This window comes from Polynucleobacter sp. HIN6 (genome assembly GCF_030297575.1).
Lineage (GTDB): Bacteria > Pseudomonadota > Gammaproteobacteria > Burkholderiales > Burkholderiaceae > Polynucleobacter.
Window position 1 is genome coordinate 1,808,968 of the sequence record NZ_AP028137.1, and the last position, 14,532, is coordinate 1,823,499.

Consider the following 14,532-nt stretch of genomic DNA (forward strand, 5'->3'; position numbering starts at 1 on the left):
GCCAGCTAAAGTCGCTTGCCAACAACGACTAATTTGGGGTCTCCATTGAGAGTGCCCCGCATTTGAGATCCATTCACTTGTCCATTAAACGAATATTTTTTTCCATTGCCCTCAAAATCAAACCGAATCCCATCCCCTCGAATTCGACCATCCTCAAATGCAATCGAGCGCTTACCTTGTGAGGTAATGCTGCCATCAAAGAACTGCTTTTTCTGAACAAACCGAATTGCGGTTTTATCTAAGCCAGGCAAACCCGCAAACTCCCATGTGCCATCAATATTTGCGGGCACGATCCATAAATAAATGGTTTCATTTAATGTGCCAATCGTGGTCTCACTTAATCTAACGGATACCTCTTGATCAGGAATCCAAGATTCCATCCGAAATGTATTGGAAACCACTCGAGTCCCAGGTTTCATCTTCAAAATCGTTGGCATCAGTCTTAAATTTAGGCTTTCACCCAAAAATAAAGTTAGAACTGTTGCTGATGAAAAGTCTTCTACAAAAATATCGCCCTGTTTAAAGGTCACCAAGTTTTGTACATTCTCACGAATCGCATTGCGCTTTGATAGCGCAACCAAATCGGGGTTGTATTCAATTCCAACGGCACGAACACCATAGCGCTTGGCCGCTTGAATTGGAATGACGCCATCACCCGAGCCAAGGTCATAGACTATATCGCCAGGCTTTACTTGCGCTAGTACGAGCATCTGCGTTGCTGTATCGACCCTCGTGGGTACCCACATAATGTCTTTTCCATGGGCAGCCATTCTCAATTGAAATTGGTCATCTCCATAGTTATGTAATGCACAACCGGTTGACAGTGAAATGGTGGATATGATGATGGCTAAAAGGCGCATAAATGTCCTAAAAGTTATTTTTGAGCATTGTATGGGGAAGCCATCTACCCGGAGACAATAACCCTCTAGTTTTTAGGTTGAGCCAGTCAATAGTGCTTATTTAAAACAGAGCGCCTAAATCATCAATTGATAGAGGGTCCAACATAAATTCAAGACCACCAGGGCAATTAATGTATTGAATGTAAATTTCATGCCGAGCACACGCAAACTGAAATCTGGAGGCGGAGTATTGATCCCCTTGGCATGAATTAAACGTCCAATAATCAGAAAAATTCCTGGCACAAGAACTAACCACCACGGTGCTCCGTTTAACTCCAAACAGGCAATCATAATAATTCCGAAAGGGACATATTCGGCAAAATTGCCCTGTGCACGAATTGCCCTCTCCAAGTCCTCGTAGCCTCCACTACCCAAGCCAACCTTATTCTTTCTGCGCAAACTAATCACATTGAAAGATAGCTTAATAAAAATAATGGTCAGAGTAGCAGCAATGATGGAGGTTACTAGTAGCATGTTGAGATCCTAGATAAGCTAAAGACATTAACGTAACCCCAAAAGATCTAGAAGAGTGGCATATGGTTAATATTTGATAGGTCGGTATTAAAAATCCTATGACTTCTCTGAACTAATTAGAACTAGATTCAGGGCTTTGGTTAATCGCTCTTATATTGCGATAAGTTCGCATCATATCCATCATTACGGCCGTGCTCCAAGCAAAACAAAAAAGGCTGCTCATAGAGAGAACCACAGCAAGAATGCGATATCGGCTTGGTAAATTTGAAACGGCCCCCTCTGCCCCAATAGTCGTGTAAATACTACCAATCACAAAAATTGCGTGATCAATACTGGTTGCTACTCCATGCTTTAGTCCCAATATAGAAAGTATTCCAATTTCACTTAAATGAATTAAGGCAAGGGCGGATAGGCCCATGAAGAAAAAAATTTCCATTCTGAAGTATTGATTTTTGGCAATCAGTGTTTTAGCGTGCCGGTGATATATAGATTGAGCACCCCACAAACATAGTCCGTGATACACGATTAATATGAAAAAGACTACGATAAATCCGATCAACAAACCAAAAGAAGATAAATCATCAATTGAAATTTCTCTCATTACGAGCTCTCCAATAAGTAATTCTTGTCGCTTATTACACCATTAAATAATGATGAAGCTCTTGTTTGCTGTGTAAAAAGAAAAACCACCCGAAGGTGGTTTTGATGCATTTTGGTGGCCCGGGGCGGAATCGAACCACCGACACAAGGATTTTCAGTCCTCTGCTCTACCGACTGAGCTACCAGGCCAAGAGTTGAGATTATATAGGATCAGTTACTCTTGCCTGATAGGTCAGGTGGGGATACGGGTTCGGTAAGGGTGGATTTGTTACTTTGTCTTTTAAAAGGACAGTTCGAGAAGTGAGCGTCCAGCCCTGGAATTGGCTAAGGCAAAAAAATTGGCTCAAATATATCGCTTTTTAATTTGATATTGGAAAAGTTCACTCCATCCTACAAAAACAATAAAGAAATTGCTGTGTGCTGCCTGTAGGGGTTTTATGAAGCTCGGTTGAGCTGTTAATTAGCTTGAATTTCTTGCCAAACTGCCCATGAAGATGCTCTGCGTCATAGCGAACCACATCTAAACCACTACATTTTTCAGGCCCCTCGGGTCCAAAGGTCGACATAATCACATAGCCACCACGCTTAACTGAGCGCATCACTTGTTCTACATATCTGGCTCGCTGAGCTTCTTCAGTTAAAAAATGAAAAACTGCTCTGTCATGCCAAACATCGAAATAGCCTTGGGGCAATGTGGCCTGCGTGATGTCAGCGCAATACCAGTGAACTTGATGGGATTGCTTGCCAATCCGTGCTTTTGCCACATCAATAGCCTTTTGAGAAATATCTAAAACACTAATATCTTGATAACCCTCAGCTAAAAGGTCGTCGACTAAAGTAGATTCTCCACCACCGATATCAATAATTGCGGCATCTTTATTTAAGGTTGCCTGATGAATGAGATTTAAAGATGTTTCAAGGTGAGGGGCATACCAACTTACCGTTTCAGGCGCTTTGGTGTCATAGACATTGTCCCAATGAGACTTGTTACTCATAGCGATTATTGTCCAGTCTTAATGGTTGATTTGAACTTATCAAACTCAGGTCTCACGCTTTGATTAAATAACTTTCCTTGCTTCTTTTGTTTTAGCGTTCCCTCAAGCTCCAGAATTTCCGCAATGATTTGATAGCTCACCATACCATTGTGAGCACCACCACTGGCCGCAACATTCTGTCCGTTAAACCATACCGATGGAGCAGGCGTTAGTGGTGGAACTGCCGTTTGAGGAAGGATTAGGATAGGTAATCGGTACGCATTGGCAATCTCAGCGGCAATTTGAACATTGGTATTACATCTGGTTCCGGGAGGATCTTGATTAATGAATACCAAGGCTTTTTGACCATTAATCTCTAGCGGAACAGGGCTGTTAGCCAAAACGCTCAATGAGAACAAAGCGATAATCACACCCAAGACTCTTTTAAGCATTTACACCCTCACTTATATTCAATAAAATCATTGAATGATTATGCCCAAACAAAAATCAACTTTCAAGCAAAAACTGTTCGAGCAATTTGCCAAACTCGGGAAAGCCCTTGGTTCGGAGGTACGTCTAGAGCTCATTGAACTCATTATTCAATGTCCTACGGCCGTTGAAGGCCTTGCTAAAAAGGTTAAGCTGCCAATTGCCAATGTGTCACAGCACCTTCAAGTACTGAAGCAAGTGGGTCTTGTGAGCACGAATAGGCAAGGCAAGTCCATCGTCTATGAAATTGCGGACTCTGACGTGATTGACCTATTTTTAAAGCTACAAGGTGTTGGGCAACGCCACATTGAAGAAATTGATAGCCTTGTGAATAAGTACCTCACTGCTCGCGATAGTCTAGAGGGCATGCCAGTGAATCAGGTGCTTAAATTAGCTAAGCGTGGAGAGATCACGCTCTTAGATGTTCGGCCAAGCGAAGAATATGCCCATTCACATTTGTCAGGCGCAATCAATATTACTCTTGAAGAACTGGGAGAACGCCTAGGCGAGTTTCCGAAATCAAAAACGATTGTGGCGTACTGTCGAGGCACATATTGCGTTCTCTCATACGAAGCCGTTAAACGTTTAAGAGAGAAAGGCTTTAAGGCCGTGCGGGCTGAGGATGGCATTCCCAACTGGCTCAATATGAATCTGAAACTAGCTAAACAAGACGAGTAGTGATTGTTCCGTCTTAAGCGCCTTATTCAAACGCCACAATCCGTTTTTAAAGCGGCGATTGTTTTATCTTTGGCTTTACATGTTTTCTTGCTACTTTTATGGTTTCCTTTAAAAGCAAAATCGTTAAAAAAGACTAATGACGATATCGTTGTAATTAAACTAAATGAGCCAGAGGAAATTGAAAAGCCTGTCAAGATTCCGTCAAAAGAATCACCAATACCGAATGCGCTAGCAAGCCAAGAAGCGCCTCCAGCTCCAACAGCAGAAGAATGGGCTTTCGCATCCCAATACACTCTCAAAAATAGCAAGGGCTACAGACATGCGTGGGGCAAACAAGTTCGAAGCATGATGGGGACTGCTGTTGAGGGCCCCGATCAAGGACAGGTGCGATTCCGAATTGAGATCGCTCCAAATGGCAACATTACTTCCGTAGAAACACTTTGGAAGACCTCTGATAAAGCTGAAACTCTGGCTCGCAAAGCCATTTACTCCATGCCGCCTCCACCACCAACGCCTACTGGTAAACCACTTGTTTTTGAAAAGACGATTTCATTTACTCCGTTTGCCAACGACGACACCCCTTTTTACGGCGATGATTGCCTACCCGATCCCCCATCTTTTTCAAATCCATTTGCTTGGGACGGTAGGTCACCGCAAGAGATTAAGCTAAGCAAGCCTACTGAAAAACTGAGCCCCGAAGCACTAGCAGAGTGCCTTAAGCAATTACCACGGGATTCCATTGAATCAATCACTGCGCACAATCAAAGACAGCTGGACCAGTGGAGATCAAAAAGTTTGGATCAAACTAAATAGGGGAGTTGTCCTTTAAAGGGACATTTTGTAACACACCCGTTTTTTGCTGTACCTAGCCACTTGAAATTACAGTGGGATTTCCGTCAAAACGGATCAGCAGTCCTCTGCTCTATTGACTGAGGTGCCAGGCCACGAAAGAGTGCTCATTATACGCAAACTACTGAAGGGCTTGATAAATGTGTTAACTGTGTTGACTCTGCAGACATTTTCCATCCTGCATGGGTGCGAGTCCTCCATCCTGCTGACGGTGTGAATGGCAGTGATGGATCGGGGGATCTAGAAGTCTCCCGGACTTAATTCATAAAACTCCATATTTGGGAAATATTGAATGAAAGTATCTTTTGCATCATCCATATAGTCCTGCAATTTTTCCATATCTTCAAGCATTTGTTCGAGTTCTTCTTTAGAGTGCCCATCATCTTCAGAATCTTCATGGCTAAATCTGTATTGGCCATCATCATTTGGACCGTTTTCTAGCAATTCATAAATTTCCTCCTCAGATGGGAGGCATGACCACTCATAGTGAGACGTTGCAAATGCCTCTAGTTCATTTAGTAATTGATTTACAAACCAATGATGATCAAGTTTATAGAACTTATCAAAATATGGGGTTGGCATTTTTTCTTGATAACTTGGCTTAACGTGTTCGTTTGTCTCTGAGTCGAAATAAAATGAGCTATTCTTTCTTCCTAAGCCGACGCACAAGATTTGTTGTGTAGCTAAATTGAAAAATAAAATTGTAGGGTGATGCTTTCCTGGAATAAATTGCGCTTTTAAAGATGGGAACAAATTGAATAATTTATTCATTTGTTCATCGGACCAATAAAGTAATTGGGCAACTAATAAATGGTTTCTATAAGCAGGGCCATGTTTTTCATCCAACTCCCTGAGCCAATCTTCTCCATAATTTTCAATTATTGAATGTTGATTTTCAGAATAAATATCGGCGAGCTTTCCTTCTTTCTTTAGCTCCTCATAAAAGGCCAATTGTTCTGGAGAATTTAGCGTGAGCGGCATAGTCAAAAACCTTTATAAATAGGATAACTATCAGTTTATATTCATTAGGGTTTGTTGAGCATTTTTTATTTTCTGTCTTGCCCGCTCAGCCTTGACAGCATCTCTGGCACGTTTGGCTTGTGCTTGCAGGGCTTTGATGCGCTGTTGTTCGGGTGTGGGTGGCTTTGCGGCTGTGATTTCTCGAATGATCATGACTATGAATATGTTTGCATGCTTGCAAAATATTTAGCCTCTCTTATCAAAGCCCCTTGGTTAACTTTGACAAGAGTCTAGTTAATAGACGCCTAGATTTACTTGATTACCTGAAATGTAACTTTTTTATCAACTAATTTGAATACATCTTCCGCAACAAAATCTTGGTTTTCTAAGAGCTCGACTTTGTTGGACCAGTAATGCGCATGATCTAACGCACTCAGCATAACATTTGAAAAAATTCTTACCTCAAAATTAGCGGAATCATTTGAATCTTCTATCGCATAAGATCCAGCGTAAGCCAAATATGAGTAAATTTTTATCTTTTTATCTTGTTCATCAAAATAAGTGGAAAAAGGTCCAGCTTTGTGATTCATGCGCCCAAGAACTTTGAGAATATCGACTTCGTCTGCCTTGCTTAGATCCACTGGAATAGTTATATAAAGCTCAGCAAGCAATTTTTCTTCATTTGCTATCAAACGAATGGGAATATATCTTTCGTGATCATTTTCAGTGTATTTGACACTGTCCTCAATTATTCTTAAATCGCCTTCTTCTCGGTGATCAATAGTTGATGATTCAAGTTGGCTGTAAAGACCCATTTGCTCAAAATTGATTGAGTAGGCATGAATGATCCAATCAATAATTTTCATGTGTCTTCCTGATTTATAAAATATCCTATCTTATCAATATCAGTCACAAAGGTTCCTGCCAATGTGGCCCACCTTTGTGATGGGTTGCTCCGCCTCATCGGGCATTTTCAAAACTCGCCCCATGTGGGACTGAAAAAGCCCGAACGCCCGGACACCAAAGCCTGCACTGAGCTCAGTGCTGGTGTGCATGGCTTGAGCTGCGCAGGGTCGTCGGGACTGCGCTGTCCCGACTGCCGGGGCGCCTAGAGCGCCCCTCGCAATCAACGTCTAAACCCGCTGCGCAAACTGGCGCTGGCAGTCTCAATTTGAGCATCTAACTCACCCGCTTCCACGGCAGCTTTGATAGCAGTCAAGGCCTTGACCAACTCCTCACCACTAGACACTTCCACACTGGGTTTGCCTTTGGCTAATTCAATGGTCCAGCTGCCGTATTTGACCGCTACGCAGACCTTGCCAGTCTCGCTTTGAAACCACCAAGGCTTGATTCGCTTGGGCACTTCCACTTGTTTACGCAAGCCTGTTTCACCGTCTTTGATTGAGCGGTACTTCATGACCACGAAGGGTTTGCCGTCCAACTGGCTCTGCGCCAAATTAATCTGCTCCCACAGCTTGGTGGCCAGCTTGTTTCTACGAATCACAATGGCAGGCATGTTTCGTGGCTTTTTAACTGCGACCAACTTCAAATTACTTAATGTGCTCATTTTCATTCTCCTATTGGGTTAATGGGCACATGTAGTTTGTTTTCGATCATGCGATTTGGTCGACCTCTTTTTGATTTGTGGCGAATTTGGCTAATTTTGAGCCGAAAAACCAGGGGTTTTATTAAGCCCGACTAAATACTTTTGCGAGTTGCTTGGTTACAAAGTAGTAGTCGCAAGAAATAAAGCAAGTTGCTAGTGAGTGAGTTGCAACTGAGTGAGTTAGCAAGTGGGTTACTGAGTGAGTGGCAAATGAGTAACTCTGACTGAGAAACTGACTCAGCAACCAACTCATCAGCGACATCTTTTGAGATCTACTCCTAGGCAACCAGACTTGGCAACTGGCAACGAGAACTCTATCAATGAAAAAAGGAGAATGATCATGAGAGATATCGCAGTACGAGGATTTATCAACGACAAGTTCAATACCACCTTTGGCAAGGGTCTGTTTCGTCGGGCCGTATTCAATGGCTCGGTGGAGCTGGCTAACCCCAAGGAAAAGTATTTAGTGGACTATTACAGCTATGCGGATTGGCAAAACACTGCCAAATCCGATGAGCAAATGGCGGCAGTACGAAAAATGCAAGCAGCCGGTGTCAGCGAAGCCGATGACGTCTACTGCTCATGGATCTTGCACTACAACCCTGTGAGCAAAGTCAAAACCAAAGTAGCAGGATTTTCGGTATACGCCCCACAAACCCAAGAGCTTTATATCTGCATTGATGATCCCGCCAATGAAACCATGGAGGAATGGTCATTACCCACGCGGCTATGCAAAAACACGGGTGCCAACAAGCCCGTGTTTATTGCTACCAACGTGGATTTAAACGCTACACAGTAAAAACCCCTCAAAAATGCCCTATGCGCTGTGATCTTCTGGGTTCTGGGCGTCTAGTTGCTGGACACACCGCTCGTTGCGTGTAGGGCTGATTTGAAACCTTGCTGCATGTTGTCGTCTTTAGACGACAAATTTGCATAAATACTTGTGTGAATTACAGGTTAAGAAAACTCAGCTTTTCTTAACCTGATTGACTAAGTCATTGATTCTTGGAAGGTCTTTGTGTTTGTAAATGTGGTCGACCTTTTTGCAATAAGAAAACATACTGTATGCGTGTTTTTATTTATGAAAGGTAAACAACATGGCTCAAGCAAAAACACTAACCACAGTAGAACTCGATCAAGTTTTACGCTACGCAAATTCGCGGCAATACCCCGAACGCAATCGTGCACTTATTCTCACCAGCTTTTATCTCGGGCTACGGGTGGCAGAGATTGCACTATTAAAGCTAGGTGATGTGGTCAATGAGGATGGCTCCATCAAAAATGAAATCCGTTTGGCGGGCTCGCAAACCAAAGGCGGTCATCCACGCACCGTGTATGTGCCAGAAAAACTCAAACCCGAATTCCAGGCCTACATCAAGACTCGTCACGTTAAAGATTGTTCAATGCCGCTATTTCATACGGACAACAAGCTTGGCTTCTCGCCCAATGGCCTGTGTGTGTGGTTTTTTCACTTGTATCGCAATGCGGGCATCAGCGGCGCCAGCAGCCACAGTGGGCGCAGGACCTTGATCACCACCTTGGCCAACAAAGGTATTGGTGTGCGTGTGCTTGCTGAAATTGCAGGGCATCGCTCGATTGCGGTCACGCAAAAGTACATTGATGCCAATCCTGAAATGATGCGTAATGCGATGAATTTGATTTAGGTTTTCTTTGGCTTTTGCAGAGATGGAAATATTCCATTCTCTGCATTGGCAATTAAATTCTTCGCTTGTGCTAGGTAGCGGCTCACGGCAATGGTCATTCGGCGACGCTCTAATGCTTCATCAATTACTTCACCATCTGTGGTGCGCGCCAACAAATCCAAATCAATTCCCGATTTGAGGCCAATTTCGTAATTGCTAAGTCTGGGGTTTTCATCACGGATTTTGAAAACCCGCAATATAGTTTCCACGGTGCTCATGCGCACTTTACTTTTGATGATTTGTCGTTTGGCAGTACTTTGTTGCCAAATATCAATGTCGCGACCTTCATAGGCTTTTTTTAATTCTTTACCAATTTGCCGAATGGCAGTTTGGCGACGCAATGTCAGCGGCACTTCAATGATTAAGCGATCTTCGGTAATGGCTAGACGCTCTAATTGACTGCGCTCTTCAATCGCTTCTACTCGCTTTAATTTTTTGCGCTCGGCAAATATTTTTCTTCCTTGTGCAGTCCACCATTGGGCAAAGGATTTTTTATCCACATCCCCAAAGTCCTTGTACAAATTAGCGAGCCTGCCTTTGCCCAAATTGCGGCAACACTGCAAATAGTCCTCGCTGGCTTGCAGGGTCATGAACCACCAATAAATGGGTGTTTTTCTAGCTTCGCGGATTTCCTCCTGAAGCCCCAAACCGCGGGTCAAGCTTCCCCGTAGGTGCTTGTTGGGTAAGGGCTCAAAGGATTCTTTTTCGTCCATGGTGTTATCAAAAAAACGTGGTTTATGGATTTTATCCTGATTTTCACATGACATTAAATCGCCTAAATGGCAATGGATATCAACAAGTGTTAACACAAATATTAATAAAAATACGTGAATGTATTTAAAAAAATGACAAATCTTGATAATCAATACATCGTGATTACGGTCACTGTTCTTTCACAACATGACGCCATTACAACCTGCGTTTAGCCGCCGTAAAGCTATGCGCAGGATTCACGATTGCTGTCTTGCAAATCACGCAACGCAGCATTTTCTAAATGCCATTTACTTAATAAGGAGGAAACATGGCACAAGTAATTGTTACAACAAAAGCAGCATTTGAACCCAGCGCAGAAAACCTGGCTTTCGCAGGTGGACTGGTAACGCAGTTGGACAGCTTGGTCACCAAGCGTAAACAGTGGGAAGCCACGGATTACAAAAAAGCCAACGAGGGTTTGTATAGCTTGTTAGCAAGCTGTCTGGATGTGTTCAATAGCAAGTTCGTCATCGCCAGCGACGAAGACAAAAAGACCTTGCGCTCGGAGCTCAAAGCTCGCTTGACCGCAGACGGGGTTCGCGTTCAACGCAACACCACAACCTTGACCATGTTTGTGCGGTTTGTTTTCGGAAGCGATAGAAAAAGGGCCCACGGTTACACCTACGTGCTCAAAGCAGCAATTTCTCACGATGTCGCTGCTGTGAACTTGCCTGGCTGGATCGCTGAGCAAGGGGGCATTGAGGAGGTCAAGCGTCGCATGATCGTCAGCGAAGAGGCCTTGCAACGTCAAGCTGACTTGGCTGCAGCACAAGCGCAAGTCAAAGCTGGCATTGAGCAAGCGGCCGTCAATCCCTTGGCCAAGTTGCCCATGTCGGGCGTCTCTGGCGAGTATGCCTTGCTACTGGCCAAGCCCGAACCCGATGGGATGTTGTCCATCGTGGGCGTGCTCTCTGACATCAATGCCGCGTTTTACAACGCTTGCTTGATCAGAATGGCTCGCAACAAAGCGGCAGACAACGCCGAAAACAAGGCACTTAGCAAAGAAGGTTCGGATTTGATTGCGGGCAGCATCAGCGCAGCCAATCAAGAACCCGTTCGCTTAGCAGCCTAAGCAATGGTTTGTGGGGCAGCACCCGCTGCCTCACAAACACCTAACCAAAAAGGATCAAGGTATGAAAATAGCAGACAAGTACTCTCCACAAAATCTGGGTGAAGTGGTATACCCCAATGAAGCTGTAAAAGTTCGCATTCAAGCCTACATGTCGTCACAGCTGGAAGGCCATCTCCTGCTGTGGGGGCCCAACGGCACTGGCAAAACTACAGTGGCAAATCTTTTGCCTCAATACATCAGTGGGCCAAATGCGCAAATTGACACGGACTACGCGGCGCTGTTGCAAAAGCCTGACTTACAGGGCTACATTGCCCATAGCTGCCACATTGCCAGCATGTGTGGTCAGCCTAAGTATTTCATGGTGTTTCATGAGTTTGACAATGCCGCTGATGACGTTCACCAGCTATGGACAGCGTTAGACAAATACTCGGACAAACTCATGCTGATTATTACCACCAATAATCCCATGAATGTTCACCCTAGTTTGCGCTCACGCTGTGACAATGTTCATTTTCCAGCGCTCACTGCACGCCAAGTATTACCGCGTGCACAAAAAATACTGGCTGCAGAAGGTGTGAGCTTGCCTGATCACCAGGTCTTGCACTATCTCACGCAGATTGAGCATCACGGTGACCTGCGCAAGTACTTAGCCAAGTTGGATGAAATCTTGTTATTGCACAAAATATCAGGAACCTTTCCACCTGTTCCAGGTATCACACGAAACAAGGTACGTTTTTCAGTGGTGTAACCCAAGACTCTAGCGTCTAGCTACTAGACGCTAGAGCAATTTTCCATTTATCTAATTCGCAAAGGACTCAAAAATGAACGACGTATCAAACAAATCCATTCCTAATACAACTACAAAAGCTCGCGTGAGCAAACTGCAACGAGTGCACGATGTTTTTGCCATTGAAGTCAAAAACGCCACGTATCGTGGCGCTAAATTCAATGGAGTGCTCGAGCTTGTCAATGGCACAGATAGTATTCGTAAATTCCGTGGGGCCTATCGCGCCAATGCCAAGCTAGCTTGGTTTGGGCAAGAGCTTAAAAAGCGCAATCCCTTTGTCAATCTCGCTGGTGCCGAAGTAACGTTATTGCCTTGCTATTCAGGCGACGTCGTTGCTTGCTTGGGGTAATACCATGTTTCCTAAAGCTTATATTTTTTCAGATCAGCCATTGTGCGTAGATCCAAACACGATAGATTTTGCTTTTTGTTTTCATGAGGTAACTGAAGAAATTGATGAAGGGGAATTGCCTGTGGATTACATTTATGCATTTAATATCAGTCAGTTTTACTCTGGAAAAAAATATCCTAATCTAACTGTTTTTACAGGTACCAAAAAATTAGATATTTTTAAATTTATTCTGATTGATCCGTCTGCTCTAATACTCTATGTCAGAAATCAGGTAGATTATGAGCTAATGGCAAGTATTAACTCCATTATCTTCCCGCTTGATGGTCTATTAAAAAGTATTGATGATGCTGAAAGTCGCTTGCACTGTTTGATTCATCATTTGCTACCACAGACTCTGTTTGTTAACTCTAGAATTACTCAGCGAGATTTGCGTATGTTTGAAAGAATTAATTCTAATAATTTAGCAACAGGTGCGTTTGTTCGTAAGCTGATCAAACAAAGATATATTTCGTCACTGGGCTAAGCCAACTTCTCCGCGTTCATCATTGGTGTCAACTTCGAGTAATGCCGCTCAATCATGCCCACGCTAGTGCCCATTTGCCTGGCCAATGTGTGTATATCTACACCCTTGGCCAAGGCCAGTGTGGCATAGGTGTGGCGCAGACTGTATAAGGTTCGATTCTGTCCACTGCCATCTGTTCGCATATGACTGCGAACCATTAAGTTTCGAAAGATGTTTTCCATGTTACTGATTTGCTCGCCCGTGGGCAGACGAAATATCAAAGCATCTAGCTTGGCTTCAATCACGGCTGCCAATCCTGAATAAGGTAGCCTGTGCCAGCGAATGATTTGTTCGAACACCCGGATCACGGCATTTTTTGCGATCAAGTATCTGGGGCCCGTCTTACCTGATACCCATATCCGCAAATATCTTTTGTTGCCGATCCAATGCCACTGTAAGTGCCGCCATCTGAGTGGTAATGCTTCTGTTCCATGACGAACACCAGTATTGACCAAAAACTCAATGTAGTAAGTGCACAAGGTTCGCATATGCGCCGTTCGGGTAGTGTATGAACTGCGTTGCCAAGTCTGGGTATAGCTCAATAGCTCGGCGATTTCTTGCTCAGTGAAGGCGGGTCTTGCTTGGCTAGATTTCCCTTTGGCATCCAGCATGGGTACTGGTTGATTGATGCCAATGAGACCACGATCTCTAGCCAGATTGATAACACGGGCATAGGCACTGGCGTGATTGCGTTTGGTGCTGGCCATGGGGATCTTGCCCATCTCGCTGGTGCGCCAAGATTCAAAATCAACGATCAACTCCGTGGTGATCGCTCCCACCTCATACTTGCCAAAGAAGGGAATCAGATACTTGTTGATGGCAAAGGTATAGTCTCGATAAGTGCGCTTGCCCACTTGATTGTTCATGGCCAGGGCCATACGGCTGACCTCATCCTGGGCTACTTGCTTGAAGGTTTTAGCGATGGGGGACAGTCCAGCACCAATCTTGACTTTGATGGTTTCGTAAATGGCTATGGCTTGGGTCTCTGCAAAAGCCAAATCTTCAGTATTTGTAGAGGCTGAATGCCATTGGCCACTGGGCAACTTGAAACGACATTGCCAGTTACGGCTATGAGATCGTTTGAAGAGGGTTAATTCGCCACCAAGCAATGCGACCGTTTTAGACGAAGCTTGGGTGGCAGGATTGAGGAAAAGATATTGTAAATTTTGCAAGTTCAGCGTCCAGTTACGGGACGCTTGCTAGCTTAGCTTCAGATTGGGGTTTGAGCGACCTCTTTTATTTAGAAAAGTAATAGCTAACCTGCTTCCTATCGCGGCTTGATATGAGCGGCTGCTAACGACTCAAAGCAGACTTTGGCGAAACATGGCTCCACCAATCAACGATAGCAACCTGATCACTTCAAAACGATCTATAGACTAGATTGAATTGAAGTAATTTATAAATTAAATCTTGCTGTTATTACTTTCGCCTTTATCTTGATAACTGCTATGGCTTTAGCCCCTTTGGGAATAGCAAAACTTCCTTTCAGCTCGAATTTGCCTCCATTAGGCAGAAGCTCATAATCTTTTTTGTCAGATCCAATTAAGACTGTCAGCTTTGCTGTCCCACCGTCTATAGGTAGCGGTTTACCGTGGTCGGTCAAATACAGCGATAGGCTATCAGGCTTTGTAACCAATTCAATATCAATGTCCTTAGCTTCTACTATGACACCACCATGCATTGGCTTTAAATCATGGCCGGCTCCAGCATAGGCTAGGCCAATAAAACTGATTAGCAAGGTTGCAATCACCATCATTGATTTCATAAATGCTCCTAA

20 protein-coding genes and 1 tRNA gene are annotated in these 14,532 nt (G+C 44.0%); 8 read left to right on the plus strand and 13 right to left on the minus strand.

The window, feature by feature from the left end; translation table 11 throughout:
• Positions 1 to 5: 5 nt before the first annotated feature.
• The 6 genes from QUE66_RS09040 to QUE66_RS09065 form a co-directional block, all read right to left on the minus strand.
• Complete coding sequence (locus QUE66_RS09040; protein WP_286223699.1) at positions 6 to 860, minus strand: methyltransferase domain-containing protein; 855 nt, start codon at positions 858 to 860, stop codon at positions 6 to 8.
• Positions 861 to 974: 114 nt separating this feature from the next.
• Positions 975 to 1,373 carry an MAPEG family protein gene (locus QUE66_RS09045; RefSeq protein ID WP_286223700.1) on the minus strand — a complete coding sequence of 133 codons (399 nt, stop codon included), beginning with the start codon at positions 1,371 to 1,373 and terminating at the stop codon, positions 975 to 977.
• A gap of 112 nt (positions 1,374 to 1,485) precedes the next feature.
• Positions 1,486 to 1,974: a hypothetical protein gene (locus tag QUE66_RS09050; protein ID WP_286223701.1), complete on the minus strand. Its 489-nt coding sequence runs from the start codon at positions 1,972 to 1,974 to the stop codon at positions 1,486 to 1,488.
• Between the two features lie 112 nt (positions 1,975 to 2,086).
• Positions 2,087 to 2,162, minus strand: a tRNA-Phe gene (locus tag QUE66_RS09055).
• Positions 2,163 to 2,353: 191 nt separating this feature from the next.
• The gene (locus QUE66_RS09060; RefSeq protein WP_286223702.1) at positions 2,354 to 2,968 is read right to left on the minus strand and encodes a class I SAM-dependent methyltransferase; all 615 of its coding nucleotides are present in this window, start codon (positions 2,966 to 2,968) and stop codon (positions 2,354 to 2,356) included.
• Positions 2,969 to 2,973: 5 nt separating this feature from the next.
• Positions 2,974 to 3,399: a hypothetical protein gene (locus tag QUE66_RS09065; RefSeq protein WP_286223703.1), complete on the minus strand. Its 426-nt coding sequence runs from the start codon at positions 3,397 to 3,399 to the stop codon at positions 2,974 to 2,976.
• A 34-nt stretch (positions 3,400 to 3,433) separates the two neighbouring features.
• Here QUE66_RS09065 and QUE66_RS09070 point away from each other — a divergent pair, with 34 nt between their 5' ends.
• Together QUE66_RS09070 and QUE66_RS09075 are read left to right on the plus strand one after the other, a co-directional pair.
• Complete coding sequence (locus tag QUE66_RS09070) at positions 3,434 to 4,114, plus strand: ArsR/SmtB family transcription factor (RefSeq protein ID WP_286223704.1); 681 nt, start codon at positions 3,434 to 3,436, stop codon at positions 4,112 to 4,114.
• 3 nt (positions 4,115 to 4,117) lie between these two features.
• A complete protein-coding gene (locus QUE66_RS09075; protein ID WP_286223705.1) occupies positions 4,118 to 4,927 on the plus strand; it encodes an energy transducer TonB in 810 nt (269 codons plus the stop codon).
• 276 nt (positions 4,928 to 5,203) lie between these two features.
• Here the strand turns inward: QUE66_RS09075 and QUE66_RS09080 are convergent, their stop codons facing one another.
• From QUE66_RS09080 to QUE66_RS09095, 4 genes are all read right to left on the minus strand, one after another.
• Complete coding sequence (locus tag QUE66_RS09080) at positions 5,204 to 5,944, minus strand: hypothetical protein (RefSeq protein ID WP_286223706.1); 741 nt, start codon at positions 5,942 to 5,944, stop codon at positions 5,204 to 5,206.
• A gap of 30 nt (positions 5,945 to 5,974) precedes the next feature.
• On the minus strand, positions 5,975 to 6,136 hold the full coding sequence (locus tag QUE66_RS09085; RefSeq protein ID WP_286223707.1) for a hypothetical protein: 162 nt from the start codon (positions 6,134 to 6,136) through the stop codon (positions 5,975 to 5,977).
• Positions 6,137 to 6,234: 98 nt separating this feature from the next.
• On the minus strand, positions 6,235 to 6,789 hold the full coding sequence (locus QUE66_RS09090) for a hypothetical protein (protein ID WP_286223708.1): 555 nt from the start codon (positions 6,787 to 6,789) through the stop codon (positions 6,235 to 6,237).
• A 260-nt stretch (positions 6,790 to 7,049) separates the two neighbouring features.
• A complete protein-coding gene (locus QUE66_RS09095; protein WP_286223709.1) occupies positions 7,050 to 7,490 on the minus strand; it encodes a DUF6641 family protein in 441 nt (146 codons plus the stop codon).
• Positions 7,491 to 7,869: 379 nt separating this feature from the next.
• Here QUE66_RS09095 and QUE66_RS09100 point away from each other — a divergent pair, with 379 nt between their 5' ends.
• Both QUE66_RS09100 and QUE66_RS09105 read left to right on the plus strand, forming a co-directional pair.
• Positions 7,870 to 8,328, plus strand: coding sequence for a hypothetical protein (locus QUE66_RS09100; RefSeq protein WP_286223710.1), 459 nt, complete (start codon positions 7,870 to 7,872; stop codon positions 8,326 to 8,328).
• A gap of 298 nt (positions 8,329 to 8,626) precedes the next feature.
• Positions 8,627 to 9,193, plus strand: coding sequence for a tyrosine-type recombinase/integrase (locus QUE66_RS09105; protein ID WP_286223711.1), 567 nt, complete (start codon positions 8,627 to 8,629; stop codon positions 9,191 to 9,193).
• Here QUE66_RS09105 and QUE66_RS09110 read toward each other — a convergent pair.
• A complete protein-coding gene (locus QUE66_RS09110; RefSeq protein WP_286223712.1) occupies positions 9,190 to 9,945 on the minus strand; it encodes a hypothetical protein in 756 nt (251 codons plus the stop codon). The genes QUE66_RS09105 and QUE66_RS09110 overlap by 4 nt on opposite strands.
• Before the next feature lie 308 nt (positions 9,946 to 10,253).
• Here QUE66_RS09110 and QUE66_RS09115 point away from each other — a divergent pair, with 308 nt between their 5' ends.
• The 4 genes from QUE66_RS09115 (at position 10,254) to QUE66_RS09130 (ending at position 12,716) form a co-directional block, all read left to right on the plus strand.
• On the plus strand, positions 10,254 to 11,057 hold the full coding sequence (locus QUE66_RS09115; RefSeq protein ID WP_286223713.1) for a hypothetical protein: 804 nt from the start codon (positions 10,254 to 10,256) through the stop codon (positions 11,055 to 11,057).
• 61 nt (positions 11,058 to 11,118) lie between these two features.
• A complete protein-coding gene (locus tag QUE66_RS09120) occupies positions 11,119 to 11,805 on the plus strand; it encodes an AAA family ATPase (RefSeq protein ID WP_286223714.1) in 687 nt (228 codons plus the stop codon).
• Between the two features lie 73 nt (positions 11,806 to 11,878).
• Complete coding sequence (locus QUE66_RS09125) at positions 11,879 to 12,193, plus strand: hypothetical protein (RefSeq protein ID WP_286223715.1); 315 nt, start codon at positions 11,879 to 11,881, stop codon at positions 12,191 to 12,193.
• Positions 12,194 to 12,197: 4 nt separating this feature from the next.
• Entirely contained in the window at positions 12,198 to 12,716 is a 519-nt protein-coding gene (locus QUE66_RS09130; RefSeq protein WP_286223716.1) for a hypothetical protein, read from the plus strand.
• Here the strand turns inward: QUE66_RS09130 and QUE66_RS09135 are convergent.
• Complete coding sequence (locus QUE66_RS09135) at positions 12,713 to 13,927, minus strand: tyrosine-type recombinase/integrase (protein ID WP_286223717.1); 1,215 nt, start codon at positions 13,925 to 13,927, stop codon at positions 12,713 to 12,715. The two genes, QUE66_RS09130 and QUE66_RS09135, sit on opposite strands and share 4 nt — an antisense overlap.
• Positions 13,928 to 14,151: 224 nt before the next feature.
• Positions 14,152 to 14,520 (minus strand): hypothetical protein, encoded by a 369-nt coding sequence (locus tag QUE66_RS09140; RefSeq protein ID WP_286223718.1) that lies wholly within the window; start codon positions 14,518 to 14,520, stop codon positions 14,152 to 14,154.
• Positions 14,521 to 14,532 lie beyond the last annotated feature (12 nt).